The organism is Arthrobacter livingstonensis, assembly GCF_003219815.1.
GTDB classification, from domain to species: domain Bacteria; phylum Actinomycetota; class Actinomycetes; order Actinomycetales; family Micrococcaceae; genus Specibacter; species Specibacter livingstonensis.
The window spans coordinates 1-17,774 of sequence record NZ_QJVD01000035.1 but is presented as its reverse complement, the minus strand read 5'-3'; the positions used below and the strand labels follow the sequence as shown (position 1 = coordinate 17,774).

Genomic DNA, 17,774 nt, shown 5'->3' with positions numbered 1-17,774 from the left:
CCCTAGCTGCTGTGAAGCTGCTGTAGTCTCTAGTACCTGGAGACCGGCTTGGCCTCTTCACCGGCTTCAATGGCCTCATGGTGCTCGTGGCCTGCCGTCAGCTCGGCCTGGGTGGCCGGGGCAACGCGGTCCTCGAAGAAGAAGCGGCTCAGTGCTGCACGGCGCTTCTCCGTCTTGGTGACAATGCCGTTTTCGTTTGGAATGCCTTCCTCGGCAAGCGGGGATTCGTAGCCGACCAGCTTGTAGCGCTTGTAGTCGTCAAGCTGGGCGTGCATTTCCTGGTACTCGCCGTGCGGAAGGCGGACAATGCGTCCGGTTTCGCGGCCGTGCAGGGCAATCTCACGGTCCTTGCGCTGCAGTGCCAGGGATACGCGCTTGGAGATGATGAAGCCCAGGATCGGCCCAATGAAGAACAGTGCACGCAACCAGTACGTGACATCGTTCAGCGAGACCTCAAAGTGGGTTGCGATCAAGTCGGAGCTTGCAGCTGCCCACATCACGCAGTAGAAAATGAAGCCTGCCACGCCGATGGCCGTGCGGGTCGGTGCGTTGCGCGGCCGGTCCAGCACGTGGTGCTCGCGGTCGTCGCGGGTCACCCACCGTTCGATCCAGGGGTAGGCGAACAGCAGGGTGAACACGATGCCGGCCGGTACCAGTGCCGGCAGGAGCACATTCAAAGTCAGCGTGTTGACGCCCCAGGGGAATGGAATGTGCCATTCCAGCGGGATGTTGAACAGCCAGCCCGGCATCAGGCGCAGAGCGCCGTCGACCCAGCCGATGTACCAGTCAGGCTGGGTTCCGGCGGAGATGGGAGAGGGGTCGTAAGGGCCGTAGTTCCAGATCGGGTTGATCGTGAAAAATGCCGAGACGAGCGCAATGACGCCGAAGACGATGAAGAAGAATCCGCCGGCCTTGGCGGCGTAGACCGGGCCGAGGGGGTAGCCGACAACATTGCGGTCGTTGCGGCCCGGACCGGGGTACTGGGTGTGCTTGTGCACCACCACCATGAACAGGTGGATGGCAATCATGAGCAGGATCATCGCCGGAATCAGCATGATGTGGAACATATACAGGCGGCTGATGATTGCGGTGCCCGGGAATTCACCGCCGAACAGGAAGAAGGAAATGTAGGTGCCGACCACCGGGATGGCCATGATCACGCCGTCGATGATGCGCAGGCCGTTGCCGGAGAGCAGGTCATCGGGGAGGGAATAGCCGGTGAACCCTTCAGCCATGGAGAGGATGAGCAGCACGCCGCCCACCACCCAGTTCAGTTCGCGCGGCTTGCGGAAGGCGCCGGTGAAGAAAACACGGAGCATGTGCACCGACACGGCGGCGACAAACAGCAACGCCGCCCAGTGGTGCACCTGGCGCATGATCAGGCCGCCGCGGACGTCGAAGGAGATGTTCAGCGTGGAGTCGTAGGCCACGGACATTTCCAGGCCCTTGAGTGGAACGTAGCTTCCGTTGTAATGCGTCTCCGCCATGGAAGGGTCAAAGAAGAGCGTCAGGAACGTTCCGGAGAGGAGCAGGATAACGAAGGAATACAGGGCCACTTCGCCGAACATGAACGACCAGTGGTCGGGGAAGACCTTCCGGCCAAATTCGCGAAGCATGCCGGAGCCGCCCACGCGCTCGTCAACGAAGTTCGTGATCCGGCCGGTGGATGTCTTTGGCTCGAAAGGTGTTTGCGCTGTGGTGCTCATGATTAGCTACGCTCCCAGAAGCTCGGTCCGACAGGTTCGTGGAAGCCGCTCTGGGCTACCAGATAGCCCTCGCTGTCCACGGTGATGGGCAGCTGGGGCAGCGGGCGGACGGCCGGGCCAAAGATGACCTTGCACTCCCGCGTGAGGTCGAACGTCGACTGGTGGCAGGGGCACAGCAGGTGGTGTGTCTGCTGCTCGTACAGGGCCACGGGGCAGCCGACGTGCGTGCAGATCTTGGAGTAGGCGACGATGCCGTTGTAGGCCCAGTCCTCGCGGCCCGCGGACGGGTGGAGTTCATCGGGGTCCAGGCGCATCATCAGGACTGCCGCCTTGGCCTTTTCGTTCAGCTTGCCCTCAGTGAGCGTGTTCAGCGACTCGGGGATGACATGGAAGGCCGAACCGATGGTGACATCGGCGGCCTTGATGGGGGTGCCGTCGGGGTCGCGGGCCAGCCGCTCGCCCTTCTTCCACAAGGTCGTGTGCATGGCATTGCCCGGAAGGGGGCCAAGGTCGCGCAGGATCGCAATGGCCGGCAGCGGTGCCAGCGCCATGGCCCCGATGAGGGTGTTGCGGATCAGCGGGCGGCGCTTGATGCCGGTCTCTTCGACGATGTCGTCAACGATCTGCACGGCGGCAAGGCGGTCCTCCTCGGTGCGCATTTCGTGGCGCTCCTCGGAAACCTCGTGGTCCGGCATGAGCGCCCTCGCCCAGTGGACGATTCCCGTGCCGATGCCGAGCATGGCGAAGCCGATGCCCAAACCGAGGAACATGTTCTGGAGCCGCAAGGTGGCGATGGTCTGGTCCAGCCGAATGCCAAAGTAGGCAAAGAAGAACAGCAGGGTGCCAATGGCGGAAATCCCAAACAGGATTGCCACCTGGCGCTCGGCCCGCTTTGCTGCCTTGGGGTCCGTGTCGGCCAGTCTCAAACGATGTGGCGGCAGTCCCGGGTCCTGGAACTTCTCCACCTCATCGTGACCAGCCTTAGCTACGACTTCCGAACTTGCCGGAAGGTCGTCACTATGGTTGCCCATAATCCCCTCATCCTTCTCTTATCCCGGTGCTATCCCGGGGTCGTAATGTATGTTTCGCACGGCTGCCGTGCGGCAGCCCAAATCTTGTGGTGACGGGCTAGGAGGTCCTGGACGTCAGCCAGACGGTGAAGCCGATGATGACACCGAGCACGGCGGTCCAGAGGAAGAGACCCTCGGAGACCGGTCCAAGCGACCCCAATGCGGCGCCGCCGGGGGAGCCCTGCTTCTCAATGGTGTTCAGGAACGTGATGATGTCGCGCTTGCCCTCGGGGGTGATGTTGGCGTCGTTGAAGACGGGCATGTTCTGCGGTCCGGTCACCATGGCCTCATACATGTGCTGGTTTGACACGCCGGCGAGGGCCGGGGCGAACTTGCCGCGGGTCAGGGCGCCACCGGCAGCAGCGGCGTTGTGGCACATGGCGCAGTTGACGCGGAACAATTCGCCGCCAACGGCGGCGTCTCCCTTGCCATCAAGGTACTGTGCCTCGGGCAGGGCCGGCCCGTCACCCAAAGTGGCGACGTAGGCTGCCAGTTCGGTGGTCTGGTCGGGGTTGAACTGGACGGGCTTTTCACGGGCCTGCGGTCCCTGCATCTGCAAGGGCATCCGGCCCGTGCCGACCTGGAAGCTGACGGCAGCGGCACCGACACCTGCCAGTGATGGTCCGTTGCCCGTTCCGCTGGCACCAAGCCCGTGGCACGTGGCGCAGTTGGCCACGAAGAGCTTCTCGCCCTGTTGTACCTGCTCGGAGGTGAACGTGGAGCTGTCTGCCTTGGCCTGATTCACTGTTGTGACAACGGCGTACAGCCCACCGGTCAGCATGAGCCCCAACACCAGCAGCGCTACTGCTGCCAGCGGATGACGTCGCTTCTGCGAAAGTGCCTTCACTTGGTGGTTCCTTTGATCTATATCCAGCAGCCCCTAGTGAGAGCCGCAAATGCTAATTCTGCCTCGTGTAGAAGAAAACCGTATGCCAGCCTACTTCAGGATGTAGATGACCAAGAACAGGCCAATCCACACCACGTCCACGAAGTGCCAGTAGTACGAGGTAACGATGGCGCTGGTGGCCTCGAAGTGTCCAAACTTCTTTGCCGCGTACGCACGGCCAATGATGAGTAGGAACGCTATAAGGCCGCCGATCACGTGCAGGCCGTGGAAGCCCGTGGTGATGTAAAACGCCGAGCCGTAGGCGTTGGCGCTGAGGGTTACGTGCTCGGAGGTCAGCATCGCGTACTCGGTTGACTGGCCGGCAACGAAGATGGCGCCGAGCACAAAGGTCAGCAGGAACCACTCAGTCATTCCCCAACGGGTGAACTGGAGGCGGCTGCCGATGCGGCGCGGCTGAAGGTTCTCCGCGGCAAACACACCCATCTGGCAACTAAAGGAGCTGGAGACCAGAACGAGGGTGTTGACCAGGGCGAAGGGGACATTCAGCTTGGCCGTTTCTTCCGCCCACAAACCACCAGTGGTGGAGCGCAGCGTGAAGTACATGGCAAAAAGGCCGGCAAAGAACATCAGTTCGCTGGACAGCCAAACCACGGTTCCTACAGAAACCATGTTGGGGCGGTTCAGCGTCGGATGCGCCGGGGTACTGGGGGCATGGGTCGCAGTTGTCACATAGACATTATGTCTATAAAACTCCGTACTTCCCAATGCGAAATGCCGATTGCGCGATCTTTTTCTACAAACTTGCGAAATTCCGGCTGATTCACAGTGTTAACCCAGAGACGTATGCACAACACGCCTTCGGTGTCAATGGTCACATTGGGCCGGGTCGGCGCTGCTTCGTCTAATGTTTGTAGGGTGAATCCACTCGACGCGCCCTTGGCTGCCACTCCCACGTGGCCCGATCTCATTGCCTCGCTGATCGGCCGCAACAACCTTTCCTCGGCCCAGACGGAGTGGGCCATGAACACCATCATGGCCGGGAATGCCACCGACGTGCAGATTGCCGGCTTCCTGGTGGCCCTGCGAGCCAAGGGGGAGACCGTAGAGGAAGTCAACGGACTGGTGGAGGCCATGCTCTTCAACGCCCGGCCGCTGGCAATTGCCGGTGATGCCCTGGACATTGTCGGCACGGGTGGCGACAGGCTCAATACCGTCAACATCTCCACCATGGCCGCGATGGTGTGCGCCGGTGCCGGGGCCATCGTCGTCAAGCACGGCAACCGGGCTTCGTCGTCCGCTGCGGGCTCGGCGGACGTGTTGGAGTCCCTGGGTGTCCGGCTGGACCTGCCGGTGGAGCTCGTGGCCCGGTCGGCCGCCGAAGTGGGGATCACCTTTTGTTTTGCCAACCTCTTCCATCCATCCATGCGCCATGCCGCCCCGGCGCGGGCGCAGCTGGGCGTGCCCACCGCCTTCAACCTTTTGGGCCCGTTGACCAACCCGGCCCACGTGATGGCCTCGGCCATCGGCGTTGCCGACGCCCGCCTCGCCCCGCTCGTGGCCGGCGTCCTTGCCGCCCGCGGCGTCCGCGCACTGGTCTTCCGCGGCAGCGACGGCCTGGATGAGCTGACGACGACGGGGCCGTCCAAGGTCTGGGAGGTCCGGGACGGCGCGGTCGCCGAGAGCGACTTCGATCCCTTGGATGTGGGCATTGCGCGGGCAACCATTGACGATCTGCGCGGCAAAAATGCCGACTACAACGCCGGTGTGGTCCGGCGCGTGCTGGACGGGGAACGCGGCCCGGTGCGTGACGCCGTCGTGCTTAATGCCGCGGCGGGACTGGTGGCCTACGATCCCAAGGCGCATGGCACCTTGGAGGAACGCATGCGCTTTGCCCTGGCGCGGGCCGAGGCCTCGATAGACGGCGGCGGGGCCGCCAATGTCCTCAAGCGCTGGGTGGAACTGGGTTCCGCGACGCAGTAGCCGGCACTACGCCGGGGACGCCCTGGAGATTGATCACCAAGGCGTCCCCGGTGTCAGTGGTCGAAGCCGAGGGAGAACGCTGCGTCCAGGTCGTGCTGGGAATAGGCGCGGAAGGAAATCTGCGTGGTCGTGGACATGACGGAGCTGACCTTGGAAAGCTTGTCCGCAATGACGTCGGCAAGGTCCTCGTGCTTTTGTACTCGGGCGATGGCAATCAAGTCCCATTCACCGGTTACCGAGTAAACCTCGCTGATGCCCTCCAACTCGGAAATTTCCTGGGCGGCCTCCGGGATGCGTGAGGCGTCGGTCTTGATCAGGACAAAGGCGGTGATCACAGGCGGGGTCCTTTTCAGGTGGGGTCGTACGGGTGGCTTGCATTTAGTTTTGATGGTAGCCCAACGGTGTTGGGTATCAGTGCTTCACAGTGCGACGCGCCACCAGGACGGCAATGCCCCGCTGGCCCAGCAGGAACACGCCCAACACGACGGTGGCGACGATGACAAAGGGGACTGCCGCCGTTTCACCGGACAGGATCCGCAATGCCATGCCGCCGGCAACCGTTATCAGCCAAATGCACACGCCGTTGGGCCACAGGCGGACGGGCCGGAGCCAGTTGCGCGTCAGCAGCCATCCCGCGGCCAGGGCAACCAGGAACGGCCAGGCCGTGGTGAACACGCCTCCCACGGTCAATGACTCCTCGTGGGAGCTGCGCCCGGACAGGGCAAAGATGACGACCAGCAGGACGTCCATGACGGCTGCATAGGCAAGGAGCTTGTTTGCGGGTTTTGTGGGTGTTTGTGTCACCCCGCCAGTTTAGCCGGAATCCGGCGGGCGCTTTGGCGACGGCCGGCCTTGGCGCAGGAAGTTACCTGCCGGTATGCATTGTTGCCGCCCATGCGCGGGGATAGAGTCTTTCGCACAACGATGGCAGGGGAGTGGTGAGCGTGGGCCGGATTGGCACGTGCCTGTGGTTTGACGGTCAGGCGGAGGAAGCAGCCAACTTTTATGTGGGGTTGTTTGAAAACTCCGGCATCAAGGAGGTGGCGCGCTGGGGCGAAGGCGGACCGTACCCCGCCGGAACCGCCCTGACGGTCCAGTTTGAGCTGGACGGCCGCGGCTTTCGGGGGCTGAACGGCGGCCCGGAGTTTACCTTTAACGAGTCCATCTCCTTTGAGTTGTTCTTCGACACCCAGGCGGAGTTGGACGCCAAGTTGGCCTCCTTGACTGCCGACGGCGGCCAGGAGAGCCAGTGTGGCTGGCTCAAGGACCGGTTTGGGGTGTCGTGGCAGCTGCTTCCGAATATGCTCGCTTCGGTGCTTAATGGCCCTGATCCGGCGGGCGCCGGCCGCGCTATGCAGGCGATGCTGGGAATGCAGAAGCTGGACATCGCCGCGCTGCAGGGTGCCTACGACGGCTAGAGGTGTCGCAGGAACCGCTGCGGCGCGTCCATGAACGACTTCCAGTTGTGCACCAGTTCAAGGTCCTCCCAGGCCTGGTGGCGCAGCCCCCATTCGCCCACCTCGTAGATGTCGGCGCCCTTCAGCGACGCCAGCAGCGGCGAGTGGGTCGAAAGGATCACTTGGGAATCGCCGTCGTCCAACAATTGCCCCAGAACGCTCAGCAGCGAGAGGCAGCCGGAAAAGGACAGTGCGGATTCAGGCTCATCGAGCACCCACAGCCCGCCTCCGCGGAACCTGTCCACGATCAGGGACAGGAACGATTCCCCGTGGGACATGCGGTGGAATTTCAGGTCCGGCCTCCCCACGGACGGATTGTCTTCCAGGTAGCTGAAGAAGCCGTGCATGGTTTCGGCCCGCAGGAAGTAGCCGTACTTGCTGGCGCCGGCGTTGCGGGTCACCTGGAGGCTGGAGTGGAGGCCGGATTCCGTGGGCCGGCTCTGGTGCATGGCGCCCGTGGATCCGCCCTCGGCGTTCAGGCCGTAGGCAAGCGCGATGGCCTCCACGAGCGTTGACTTGCCACTGCCGTTTTCACCGACAAAAACAGTCGCCCGCCCCAGGGCCAGGCCGTCATCCAGCAGTTGCCGCACGGGTGCCATCGTGGCCGGCCAGGTATCGCGCGACAGCGGGTCGAGCTCATTTTCTCCCACCTGGCGCACGGGAGTCCGTCCAAACATCATGGGCCCATTGTTGCAGCAGCAGTGCCACACCGGCGGAACACGAACAGACCCGGGTTCCGGCCGGTGTTCAGTCTTGGGGCCTGGGTGATTTGGCCAAGCCGTCAACAATCTCCACGGCGGGCAGCTTGATGAGCTCGTTCGGGTCCAGGCGGAGCTTGCTGGTGCGGTTCCCGCCGCCCATGATGACCGAGTCCTGGGCCAGGACTGCGCTGTCCACGTAGATGGGCATGCCGTCGGTGCCAAACGGCGTGACGCCCCCAATGACCATTCCGGTTGCGGCGACCGTCAGCTCGGCGTCCGCAAACGACGCCCTTTTCACGCCGAACAGTTCCCTGACCTTCCTGTTCACGTCCAGCCGCGTGGTGCCCAGAACCACACATATTGCCTGCACGGCCGGTTCGACCTTTCGCGAGGTCACCACGATGGTGTTGGCGGCTTGATCCAGCGACACGTTGTAGTGTGCGCAAAATGCGGCGGTGTCGGAGAATTCGTCGGCGCAGGGGAGGACCTCGTGAATAATGCCGTGCGTGGCCAGCGCATCGCGGACGGAGGGCATCAGCATGGCGGAGGTAACGGCGTCGTGGTTGCTCATGGGTCCAGCGTACTGACCGCTGCCGGTTTAGGAGTTGGGCAGGAACAAGCTGACCACATAGAAGATGGAGCTAGGCAGGCCAATGGCCGCCCCGGCGATGCCAAGCCAGCGGCCGCGTGCGTTGCCGCGCCGGACTTCGCGCAGGCCCCTCAGGCACAGGGCCGCGCCCACCACGCCCAGGAATCCGAAGAAGAACTGGCTGATGCAGGCCAGAACAAGCCCCGAGGCGGCCTGCCTGCTGATCGGCGGGCGCGTCGTCATGCCGGGTCCCCATGGCCCGGGGGCAGATACGCCGCGGGCTGCGGGAAGTTCTCACCGGGGGTGTTCGACGGCGGCAGTTCAGACATGCCTGCACCTTCCGTGGGTGAGGAGCGGGTGGGCCGCCCGTGCCCAGTATCGTCCAGCCGGTGCCGGGACCCTGGAATGAAACGAAAAGAGTCCGGCCGTTCCACAATGCCGCCCCGGCATTTGGTCTCGGCGGTGCGCGGTCCTGCCGAGCATGCTGACGCTGGGAGGCGCGATGGACGTCAAAGCCAGGGAAACAGGTGGACCCGGGCCATGGCCGGCCGGGATTGCCGCTGTGACACTGTTGGTGGACGACACTGTTGGTGGACGAGCTGGCGGAATCGGTCCGTTTCTCCCCGGACGCGGATGCAGTTGACCATCAACGTTCCGGACGTTGACGTGCTCTGCGCAAACCTGGAAGCCAGGAGCGTGCGGCCGCTCAACGGACCGATGGACCGGTGGCGGGAGATCCGGATAGCGGCCTGAACCCCGCCAGGGCGATGGACGCCGTGACCCTGTTGTGTCCGGCCGGGGCCGAAGCGTCAAATCCGATGCTTCGAAGCGTGCCCAGGGCCGCTTGGTTGCCCGCGTCCGTCTCGGCAGTGACCGTCGCATAACCCCGCCCGGCCGCGAGCGAAAGCACGGCGGCGAGTGCGGCCCGCGCGGCTCCCTGACCCCGGAAGGAACGGGCGAGCCAAATCCCGGTTTCGAGCACGTCCGGGACGGCGGTCTTCTTCAGCCGGACCGAACCGGCCACCGCCTGGCCAATGACGATGGCCCAGGTGGCCTACCCCTCCGGGCCGTCGAGGCCGCTTCGGCGGTCGCGGTGATGGCTGCGCAGCCAGGTAATTCGCGCGGCAGACCAGTCGGGGCCCGGCACAATTGGCGCAGTGACCTCCTCTGCCCGGGCATCAGTCGTTGCTGCGTGCACCAACTGCTCGAGCAGCGGACCGTCTAATGGCAGCAGCCGAACTTCTTCCGGCTCCGAATGCAACATGTCCCTCACACTAACGAAACGCCGGGTGGCCCGCCGACCCTTGGACGCCATGCGGTCCACGGGAGTGGCGCACCCATGGTTGCGTGCCTATGCCTTCCGGGCCGCCCATGCCGTGCGGCTGCCCCGGACCTCAAGGGCGGCGGTGTTCAGCAGGGCGCCGGGGCCGGCGGACAGCAGGACGTCCAGGGCAGCCAGGTCTCCGGGGTCGGCAATGCCTTCGAGTGCCGGGCGGATACGCCCCAGAAACGTCCGGGCATAGCGGGCGGCAAGTTCCGGCGTCGGACCCGCGGCCGTGGGGAAGTTGCGCTGTTCGACGAGGGCAAACCCGGCCCGCACCAACCCGGGCTGCCAATCGGGATGGGGGTTCCAGTCCTTCTGCGCGAGGGCTGCGTGCAGCCGGGACTCCAGGCCAGGGCGCAGCGATCCGCCGTCGGCCGTACCGCCTTGCGGGAAGTCATCCGGGAGGAAGCGGGGCAGCCCGTCCATTTCGATGACCACCAGCAGGCCGCCGGGGTTCAGCGCGGCGAACATGTCAGCCATGGTGCGCTCCGGATCGGCGAGTTCATGGAGGGAGGAAGCCGCCCAGATAAGGTCGGCAGCCCCGATCCCGGGCCAGGCGGCGTCGAGGTCGGCCTCGACAGTGCGCAGCCGGGCGGACACACCGGCCCCGCGCGCGGCTTCAAGGGTGTGGCTGAGCATCCCGGCTGACTTGTCGACGGCCACCAGCTCCGCCTGTGGGAAGCGGCGGGCCAGTGCGAGGGTGCCGGCGCCCGAGCCTGCGCCAACGTCCACGATTGTGCCGGGAGTGGTAGGGGCAAGCTGGGAGGCCCACTGCGTTGCCGCGTCCACATATGAGCCAAGCACCTGGGCGTCGAGGGTGAGCAGCTCAGCCAGGCCGACGTCGTGCGAGTGCCCCGCGTGGTGGTGATGTGCATGTTCTGTCATGGCTTCCACGGTAGCCGTTCCATGCAGAAATGGCATACACTATTGCGTATGACGCAAGAAATGGATTTGGATGCCGTGATCCGGCTGCGCATCCGCGGCCTTCGGCTTGCCCGGGGATGGTCCCTGGACAGCCTGGCGGCTCGCTGCAGCCTCAGCGCCTCGACGCTGAGCCGCATCGAGACCGGCCACCGCCGGATCGCGTTGGACCAGCTGGTGCCGATCTCCCGGGCTCTGGACACGACCCTGGACGCGCTCGTTGAACCCGTTGGCGACGACGACGTCGTGATCCGTCCCGAAGCCGGCCACACGCCTGGCCTGACCACGTGGATCCTCGCCAGTGAGACTGCCCTGCACGGCAAGACCGTGGCCAAGATGCGGATCACCCCCGAACGGCCCGGCGGCCCGGCGATGCTGGGGGTCCATCCGGGCCGGGACTGGTTCACGGTGCTTTCCGGCACGGCCAGGCTGGAGCTGGGGGAGCGGACCATCCTGGTCCACGCCGGCGAGGTGGCCGAGTTCTCCACGATGGTGCCACACGCCATCGTCGCGCACGGGGGTCCCGTGGAGATCCTGAGCATCTTCAACCACGACGGCGGGATTGCCCACCTTCACGCCCCGGAGCACGCGCCCGGAGGCGCTGCGCGGTGAAGGGCCGCCGGCGCCGGACCCACCGTCATGGCCTCCATCGCACGGGACCCGGGCAGTGGCGGAGTCGTTTGGGTTCGATGCTGAGCGTTACGGCCGGACCCTACCGAGTTATCCCTTGGCCATCATCGGGCAGGTCCTTGTTGCCGGCGCCGGTCCGGATGTGCTCGGCACCGGCACCGGTATCGTGGCGCGGCTCTTCGAAGGCATGGGCGCCCAGGTGTTCGGGATCGGCGTTGACCCGCGGATGGCCGACTATCCGCGTCGCCAGGGACTGGACGTTGAGGTGGCGAAGTTCGAGGACTGGCAGGCGGGAGCCGGCTGTTCGACGCAGTAGTCGCCGGTCAGACCGCCAAGCTCGACGGACTGATGGCTGGGCTGGGACAGGCCATTGACACCGTCGGCAGCGGTTTTACGATGAACTACGCCACCGTGGCCGTCACCGCCGCGCGTTCCAGTGCGTGAAAAGCCAGCCACGCGATGTTCAGCCGGCTCGGGAATGGGCGATGACCAGGCCGATGGGGGCGCTCACCAGCAGAACGGCGACCATGAAGCGGAAGCCGTACAGCAGCCATACGCGATGTTTGCGGGCACCGCGCACGGCCCAAATGAACATCGCGAGCGCAACAACCAGGAGGCCTGCGCCCGTATAGGTGAGCATGGTTGTCCCGATCAGGGTACCCAGGAGCACGGCAATGTTCGACAGGTTCAGCGCCAGGACCTGGGCGGCGACCAGGGCCGCGGATGGCCGCTTCGAGGCAAGTTCCGCCTGCCCAATGCCCAGCACAAGCTGGGCGGCGCCTGCGACGAGGACGATGTAGGCCACTGCCCAGGACGCCGTGTAGCTGGGGGATCCGGCGCTTGCGGCCGAGAGCACCCCGCCCAGGAGGACGCTGGCGGCTCCGATGACGACAAAGGGAATTGCAGACTTGTTCACATCTCCCAGCATATTTGGGTTCCGGAGTTTTCCCGGACTAGGGGAGTTGTTCGGGCGTGGTGCATCGGGCGACTGCCCACCGGGCGCGCGTTGGCCGGACACATCATCCACCGATTTCGGCGAACCGGTCGAGCCACACTGCCAATGGTGTTTGTACTGCCGCGCCGAGCACCACTCCTGTTCCGGCCGCATGGATCATGTCGGCTGCCCGTCGATCAATGTCGATGGACCCGCCGGCGGCGCCACCTCTTCACTGAACCCCCTCTGAACCACGCGATGGGGGAGACACGGCGGACATGCCCTTCGGGCTCATGGGACACAGTGTTCGCGGCGTCGCCGCCGGGGGCAGCCGCGGGACAGCGTTGCCTGTGGGGTGTCGAGCATTGTTTCCTGGTGCGTGGTCGGGGATCAGCTCAGCCGGAGGGGGGAGTGAACTGGCTGGCAGTGAACTCCGCACCCTGGGGGTCGCGGATCAATGCCGTGCGCGTCCACTCGGAGTCGTCCTGGGCAATCACCTGGGCACCGAGCCTTGTGGCTTCAGCAGCCGCGGCGTCCCGGTCCGCCACGGTGAACGAGACATGCCAGTGTGACGGTTCGTTGACGGCCGCAGCCGCGACCCAGGCAATCGCATCCTCGAAGCCGTGTGGGCTCAGCCCCGACTGCCGCGCCCTGATGTCCGGGTCAATGGTCGCCTCAAGGTGGTCGCCATATCCGGGCCGGCGAATCAGCGTGGCAAAGCCGAGGTCGTCGGTCTGCCAGCCGAAAGCGTCCCGGTAAAATGCCATGGCCCCGTGGGTATCGGACGTGTGGAGGTCGCTGAAATTCCAGGACCCCGGCAGATTGACCACCTGCGCCCCCAACCGTCTTTTGGCCTGCCAGATGCGGAACTCGGTCCCCTGCGGATCGGTCAGCGCCGCTCCGCGACCGCCTTCCCCTGCGTCGGAGGGTGCCGACCGCACGGTGGCGCCGGCGGACGCCAGTCGCTGTACTGCAGCGTCCGCATCAGCGACGGACACGTAGGTGTTCCAAGCCGCGCAGCCCTCGCGGATGCCGGACATCCCGCCAACGTCGCGGCCGTCGAGTTTGGCTATCAGGTAGGTCCCCGGCGCTCCGTGCGGCATGGCCTCCTCAAAGGTCCAGCCGAAGAGTCCGCCGTAGAATACAGCGGCGGCCCCGACGTCGGGTTGTTCCGTGTCGATCCAGCACGGCACGCCCTGTGGGTAGGTTCGCTGGGTCATGTCTGATTCACATCCATTGGGAAAGCCTATCGAGCCACGATCCGCGGGGGTACCCCCGCCGGGGTTCACGAACTGGCATTGGTTGTTTGGCGGCGCGAGGGTGACCGAAACGCGTGGAAGCTGGCCCCGGTTCGCAAGGGCCCCCAGGTTGATCCCCATGGACGGGAAAGTGAGGAATGGTCCGGTTCCCCGCCCATTCTTGGCCGGGCGCCACTGGGAGGGCCTTGAGCAGCCTTGCTCGAGCCGGCAGCGTCGCGAAACGCTGGCGGTTGGCCACGTTGCAGCCTCCTTATCCTGTGCCGGATTTGACGTGTGCCGAAGCGTGCGCTTTCGAGGGCTGGAGTTCCTGAGGAAATAAGGGCACAGTATGGGTGACGCTGCTCAGCTCACAGCAGGGTTTGTTCGAGGTACTGTTCCTGGTCGTTGAATACCAGGTGCCCTAGGGCTCCGTTGACGATCGGCAGATGCGGAGGGACGTGGCCGCATTCCACGTTGCCAATAATGGGTACGTCGAGCGTTCCAAGGGCATCGTGTACCGCTTCGGCCTGCGTGAGCGTGGGGGAGTCCGGGGCGCCGGTGCGTCCAACGAGGATGGCTTGGGCGCCATCGAAGAATCCGGCCAGGCGCATGCCGTGGAGGTGGCGGCAGATGGTCGTCGCGTCGGCCCCTGAAGCTTCCACATAGACGATCAAGCCTTTGTCGGCGTTCCCGAGCAACGGCAGGGTGTCGAGGTAGGGGGTTCCTGCAAGGTTGATTAGTGTCTCAATGCATCCGCCGACCAGACGACCAGTGGCGTTTATCGTAGCTTGGCCCCGGTCGAGACGTAACCACGCGCCGGTGCCGTTCCAGGAATGTTTCGTCACGTCGGGCGTGCTTTCCCAATCATCCCAGTTATTGACCCGGTAAACGCCCGGTGAAGCTTGCCGGAATGTCGATCCCGCAGGCAACAAGGCTATGTCTATCCAGGACATCAGCGCCTCGGGGACCTCGTACGGGGTGTCCAGGAGATTGCCCCCGTGGAGTGTTGCCATCCCTGTCCGGAGCGTGATGGGGGTGAGCAGGGTTGAGATGTCGGAGTATCCGATGACCCAGGTCGGTTCGGCAGCGGCCAGTGCCTCAAAATCGAGGTGGGGGATTAGATCGATGGCGCTCACGCCTCCCCAGGAAGGGATGATGGCTTGAATACGGGCATCCAGGAGCATGCTCATGAACTCCGCAGCGCGTTGTTCAACGGGTGCACTGACGTGGGTCGCGCCGTCCATGCAGGCCCCAACTTTAACCGCGAATCCTCGGTCGCGTAGCAGTTGTGTCGCAAATCGGAGGCGTCCTTGGTGACGTTCGCCTACACCGCTCGACGGCGACGTGACGCCTACGGTGTCACCCGGTGATAAAGGTCGTGGGTAGCGGATTTCCATGAGTTCATACTTGCATGAAGCCGCGACGAACCTAGACAATCAGCCTCGAAAGTAGATTCGTCTTTCCCGGCGCTGCTCGCAGCGCCGGGAAAGGAAGTCAGGCGTGCAAGCCCTCATCCGCAAGGCATTGGGAAACTGCCCACTGATGGCCATCCGATCTGCCCACTCCTTTTTGCAGTGGTCACTCGGCAGAACCGGTAGTCAGGGACAAGGTCACCGATGAATACCTACCCAAGATCAAGCAATGGGTATGGGCCTCAAAGGGCCGCGTTCGGGCCGATGTCGCCCATTCGAAGCTGGTCGTAGGCTTCCTGCGACGCAGACACGTCGCCCAAGTGATAGATCGACCATTCCTGGAGCGCGCGCAGGGGGTCGAGGAGTGTGCGACCCGCGTCGGTGAGCGCATAGTCGACGCGCACCGGCACCTGTGGGTACACCGTGCGGCGAACGAGCCCGTCGCGCTCGAGCCCACGGAGAGTTTGGGTTAACATCTTCTGCGAGATGCCCTCGATACCGCGACGCAGCTCAGAGAAGCGTGCGTCTCCCTGTCCCAGAATCCCCACGACGAGCACCGTCCAGCGATCGCCGATGCGGTCCAGAAGCGGACGCGTCGGGCACGAGGCGTCGTACGGGTTACCCCGATACGCGGACTCAGAATGAGTGGTTACCACAAAGTGCCTACTTCCCGTGAGTGATTTGCTCTCTTATGATAACCATGGCGCATCATTCCGAGTCACTCTTTCGAAGAAAGGCATTCAATGTCCCGCATCACCGTCATCGGCGGCACCGGCTACGCCGGATCCGCCATCGTCGAAGAGGCCGCCGCCCGCGGTCACGAGGTCACCGCATACAGTCGCTCGCTTCCCGACCCGCAAATCCCGGGTGTCACATATGTCCAGGGCGACGCCTCACACGAGCCGGCACTCGCTTCGTTGATCGAGGGTGCGGATGTCGTGGTAGGCGCACTCTCTCCGCGCGGAGCGCTTGCCGACACCTTCCGCGACGTCTACCGCACCATCGCGCGTCTCGCCGACACCGCCAAGGTGCCCCTGTTCATCGTGGGCAGGTACTCGTCGCTACGACCGGAGCCAGGGGCGCCGCGCTACGTGACGGACCTCAGCCACGCGCCAGCGGAGTACCACGCAGAACTAACCACGGTTGCCGCACTCGTAGCCGACGACCTCCCAGCCACCCCCGCAACGCTCGACTGGGTATTCGTGAGCCCGGCTGGGAATTTTGGCTCATACGTCCCCGGTGAGCGGCTCGGTCACTATCGAGTCGGCGGCGACGTCGCGCTCCAGCCCAAAGACGGAGGCGAAATCTCCGGAGCGGACTACGCGCTTGGATTCGTCGACGTCATCGAACAGGGCAACCACCACCGGGCGCACATCAACCTCGGCTACTGAGCGGGGGAGTTGTCGCACTCGAGGGCCGCCACAAGGCAGGACCTGACTCATCGCCGCAACCAACAAATGTCACCGTGAAGGCCTGTCCACCACCGGCACAACAGTGCCCCTGGTTCTGATTTCGGACACCATCAACGGGCGTCCGATGCGTCGCCATGGATGACAATGAACAGCCGGGGCACGACTGAAGTCCTTTGCCTCTCAGTTGGGGGCACCGCAGAAAACGGAAAAAATCGTACGCTAGGGGCGAGTTGAGCCAAATATCCACTGGATGACAGCTTGCCAACGGACGCAACCCAGAGCCTGTCCGTAGCTGGAACGCTCTACCGGTCCTGCCAGGGCTTGATGGCATCCTGCCGCAACCAGCGGCGCACGGTGGACGCCGCGCGCGGTCAGCTCGGCGGCCAGCTCCGGGCATGACCAGCGCGACAACGGCACCCCGGACTCAGCCGGGACCTGGCAGGCCACGGCCTTTGTCTCAGCGACCTGCATCGGAGTGAAACGCGGTGGTTGGTCTGAGCGTTTGCAGTCGACCAGGGCCGGCAGCCCAGCCATGGCGAAGCGGCCGCGCCAGGTCCGCACGGTGTCGACGTGCAGACGGGTCTCGACGGCTATTCGCGCGTTACTGAGGCCCCGTGCCGCCAAGAGCACGATGGTGTCGCGCTGACGGTCCTGATGGGGAGACTTGTGGCCGTAAGGCCATCTTCTTCAGCCGGTGGCGCTCAGCGGCGGTCACAGCTACGGGGTTGAGCAGGAACCATGCAGTCATTAGCGCTGGGCCAGTTTTAGCCTGACTTGGCGGTCCCGATTGACCGGTAAAATTCCCTTCTTGGCCGACCATATGTGCCTGAGGCAAGGATCGGATACGGTCCTTGCCTCAGCAAGGACCGGGGTAACCGCCAGGGACACCCCACGGCCATAACCTCCGAACGCGGCACACAAGCCAGAACAACGCGACACCAGGGGAGACCATCTCCGAGATAGCACGCATTCTCGGAGATGGTCTCCCGCTGTGTCGAGGTTCCCGAGCAGGAAGTTCAAGCCGGGCCGGACCGGCGTCAGAGGTCTTGTGAGTCCCTCTTTTCAGTCGATTTTAATTGCCGTCGGACCATCGCCAGGCCCGTGATGATCGCCAGCACCACAATGACACCGGCGATGATGCCTCCCCAGGGAAGGGCCGCACTGGAAGTATCCGTAGCGGTACCGGCGGCCGTGGGCGTTTGAGCGGGCCCGGCCACTTTCGTGCCTGTGCCATTGGCTGTGAAGGAGAACGTTCCCTCAATGGGATGCGAGTCCGAGGAGACGATCCGCCATTGAACCGTGTATTTGCCCGCAGCCGCCCCGGGCTTGATGCCTTGGGTGACAACATGGTCCACAATGTCAACGGGCCCGTTGGCCCAGTTGGTTCCGGCACTGTCCTTGATCAGGATCTCGGATCCGATTGCCGTGGGCGTATTGTTGAACGTCATCGTAATCTGCTCAGGCACCGTGCCGACTGTGGATCCGTCGGACGGGGTGGTGGCTTCCAGCACGTCGTGTGCCTGGGCCGCTGCCGCCGGGATCATGATGGCGGC

22 protein-coding genes and 1 pseudogene are annotated in these 17,774 nt (G+C 64.3%); 6 read left to right on the top strand and 17 right to left on the bottom strand.

All coding sequences use genetic code 11. The features are described from left to right. Positions 1-29 precede the first annotated feature (29 nt). The 4 genes from qcrB to ctaE form a co-directional block, all read right to left on the bottom strand. Entirely contained in the window at positions 30-1,706 is a 1,677-nt protein-coding gene (gene qcrB, locus CVV68_RS20375; protein ID WP_110502832.1) for a cytochrome bc1 complex cytochrome b subunit, read from the bottom strand. A gap of 2 nt (positions 1,707-1,708) precedes the next feature. Then, positions 1,709-2,737: a cytochrome bc1 complex Rieske iron-sulfur subunit gene (qcrA, locus tag CVV68_RS20370; RefSeq protein WP_110502831.1), complete on the bottom strand. Its 1,029-nt coding sequence runs from the start codon at positions 2,735-2,737 to the stop codon at positions 1,709-1,711. Between the two features lie 97 nt (positions 2,738-2,834). Continuing rightward, positions 2,835-3,623, bottom strand: a complete 789-nt coding sequence (gene qcrC, locus CVV68_RS20365) for a cytochrome bc1 complex diheme cytochrome c subunit (RefSeq protein ID WP_110502830.1) — start codon at positions 3,621-3,623, stop codon at positions 2,835-2,837. Between the two features lie 90 nt (positions 3,624-3,713). After that, positions 3,714-4,352 carry an aa3-type cytochrome oxidase subunit III gene (gene ctaE, locus CVV68_RS20360; RefSeq protein WP_211320936.1) on the bottom strand — a complete coding sequence of 213 codons (639 nt, stop codon included), beginning with the start codon at positions 4,350-4,352 and terminating at the stop codon, positions 3,714-3,716. A gap of 186 nt (positions 4,353-4,538) precedes the next feature. Here ctaE and trpD point away from each other — a divergent pair, with 186 nt between their 5' ends. Further along, complete coding sequence (trpD, locus tag CVV68_RS20355) at positions 4,539-5,603, top strand: anthranilate phosphoribosyltransferase (RefSeq protein ID WP_245933680.1); 1,065 nt, start codon at positions 4,539-4,541, stop codon at positions 5,601-5,603. Positions 5,604-5,656: 53 nt separating this feature from the next. Here trpD and CVV68_RS20350 read toward each other — a convergent pair whose 3' ends face one another. After that, positions 5,657-5,938: an Lrp/AsnC family transcriptional regulator gene (locus CVV68_RS20350; RefSeq protein WP_110502827.1), complete on the bottom strand. Its 282-nt coding sequence runs from the start codon at positions 5,936-5,938 to the stop codon at positions 5,657-5,659. 76 nt (positions 5,939-6,014) lie between these two features. Beyond that, a complete protein-coding gene (locus CVV68_RS20345; RefSeq protein WP_245933679.1) occupies positions 6,015-6,407 on the bottom strand; it encodes a DUF3054 domain-containing protein in 393 nt (130 codons plus the stop codon). Between the two features lie 140 nt (positions 6,408-6,547). Here CVV68_RS20345 and CVV68_RS20340 point away from each other — a divergent pair, with 140 nt between their 5' ends. Beyond that, on the top strand, positions 6,548-7,021 hold the full coding sequence (locus CVV68_RS20340) for a VOC family protein (protein ID WP_110502845.1): 474 nt from the start codon (positions 6,548-6,550) through the stop codon (positions 7,019-7,021). On the opposite strand, the gene CVV68_RS20335 is transcribed toward CVV68_RS20340, so the two are convergent. The 5 genes from CVV68_RS20335 to CVV68_RS20310 all read right to left on the bottom strand — a co-directional run bounded on the left by CVV68_RS20335 (position 7,018) and on the right by CVV68_RS20310 (position 10,559). Beyond that, positions 7,018-7,740 carry an AAA family ATPase gene (locus tag CVV68_RS20335; protein WP_110502826.1) on the bottom strand — a complete coding sequence of 241 codons (723 nt, stop codon included), beginning with the start codon at positions 7,738-7,740 and terminating at the stop codon, positions 7,018-7,020. The two genes, CVV68_RS20340 and CVV68_RS20335, sit on opposite strands and share 4 nt — an antisense overlap. Before the next feature lie 67 nt (positions 7,741-7,807). Continuing rightward, positions 7,808-8,332: a YbaK/EbsC family protein gene (locus tag CVV68_RS20330; RefSeq protein WP_110502825.1), complete on the bottom strand. Its 525-nt coding sequence runs from the start codon at positions 8,330-8,332 to the stop codon at positions 7,808-7,810. Positions 8,333-8,359: 27 nt separating this feature from the next. Continuing rightward, complete coding sequence (locus CVV68_RS20325) at positions 8,360-8,593, bottom strand: DUF4190 domain-containing protein (RefSeq protein ID WP_110502824.1); 234 nt, start codon at positions 8,591-8,593, stop codon at positions 8,360-8,362. A gap of 463 nt (positions 8,594-9,056) precedes the next feature. After that, entirely contained in the window at positions 9,057-9,386 is a 330-nt protein-coding gene (locus CVV68_RS20320) for a GNAT family N-acetyltransferase (protein ID WP_281268312.1), read from the bottom strand. 315 nt (positions 9,387-9,701) lie between these two features. After that, positions 9,702-10,559 (bottom strand): class I SAM-dependent methyltransferase, encoded by an 858-nt coding sequence (locus tag CVV68_RS20310; protein ID WP_110502844.1) that lies wholly within the window; start codon positions 10,557-10,559, stop codon positions 9,702-9,704. A 48-nt stretch (positions 10,560-10,607) separates the two neighbouring features. On the opposite strand from CVV68_RS20310, the gene CVV68_RS20305 reads away from it, so the two are divergent. Both CVV68_RS20305 and CVV68_RS20300 read left to right on the top strand, forming a co-directional pair. Then, a complete protein-coding gene (locus tag CVV68_RS20305) occupies positions 10,608-11,207 on the top strand; it encodes a helix-turn-helix transcriptional regulator (protein ID WP_110502821.1) in 600 nt (199 codons plus the stop codon). Positions 11,208-11,322: 115 nt separating this feature from the next. Then, a complete protein-coding gene (locus tag CVV68_RS20300; RefSeq protein ID WP_110502820.1) occupies positions 11,323-11,541 on the top strand; it encodes a class I SAM-dependent methyltransferase in 219 nt (72 codons plus the stop codon). A 147-nt stretch (positions 11,542-11,688) separates the two neighbouring features. Here the strand turns inward: CVV68_RS20300 and CVV68_RS20295 are convergent, their stop codons facing one another. From CVV68_RS20295 to CVV68_RS20280, 4 genes are all read right to left on the bottom strand, one after another. After that, positions 11,689-12,141 carry a hypothetical protein gene (locus tag CVV68_RS20295; protein WP_146238979.1) on the bottom strand — a complete coding sequence of 151 codons (453 nt, stop codon included), beginning with the start codon at positions 12,139-12,141 and terminating at the stop codon, positions 11,689-11,691. Between the two features lie 413 nt (positions 12,142-12,554). Further along, a complete protein-coding gene (locus tag CVV68_RS20290) occupies positions 12,555-13,379 on the bottom strand; it encodes a VOC family protein (RefSeq protein WP_110502818.1) in 825 nt (274 codons plus the stop codon). A 386-nt stretch (positions 13,380-13,765) separates the two neighbouring features. Then, positions 13,766-14,794: a S66 family peptidase gene (locus tag CVV68_RS20285; protein ID WP_110502817.1), complete on the bottom strand. Its 1,029-nt coding sequence runs from the start codon at positions 14,792-14,794 to the stop codon at positions 13,766-13,768. A 257-nt stretch (positions 14,795-15,051) separates the two neighbouring features. Continuing rightward, on the bottom strand, positions 15,052-15,465 hold the full coding sequence (locus tag CVV68_RS20280) for a winged helix-turn-helix transcriptional regulator (RefSeq protein WP_110502816.1): 414 nt from the start codon (positions 15,463-15,465) through the stop codon (positions 15,052-15,054). Between the two features lie 87 nt (positions 15,466-15,552). Here CVV68_RS20280 and CVV68_RS20275 point away from each other — a divergent pair, with 87 nt between their 5' ends. After that, positions 15,553-16,200: an NAD(P)-dependent oxidoreductase gene (locus CVV68_RS20275; protein WP_110502815.1), complete on the top strand. Its 648-nt coding sequence runs from the start codon at positions 15,553-15,555 to the stop codon at positions 16,198-16,200. A gap of 279 nt (positions 16,201-16,479) precedes the next feature. Then, positions 16,480-16,620, top strand: coding sequence for a hypothetical protein (locus CVV68_RS24400; RefSeq protein ID WP_245933678.1), 141 nt, complete (start codon positions 16,480-16,482; stop codon positions 16,618-16,620). Positions 16,621-16,641: 21 nt separating this feature from the next. On the opposite strand, the pseudogene CVV68_RS24975 reads toward CVV68_RS24400, so the two are convergent. Continuing rightward, positions 16,642-16,857: pseudogene (locus CVV68_RS24975) on the bottom strand (helix-turn-helix domain-containing protein); the annotation flags it as partial. 401 nt (positions 16,858-17,258) lie between these two features. After that, the coding region (locus CVV68_RS20265; RefSeq protein WP_110502814.1) for a copper resistance CopC family protein at positions 17,259-17,774 on the bottom strand (516 nt) is incomplete at its 5' end.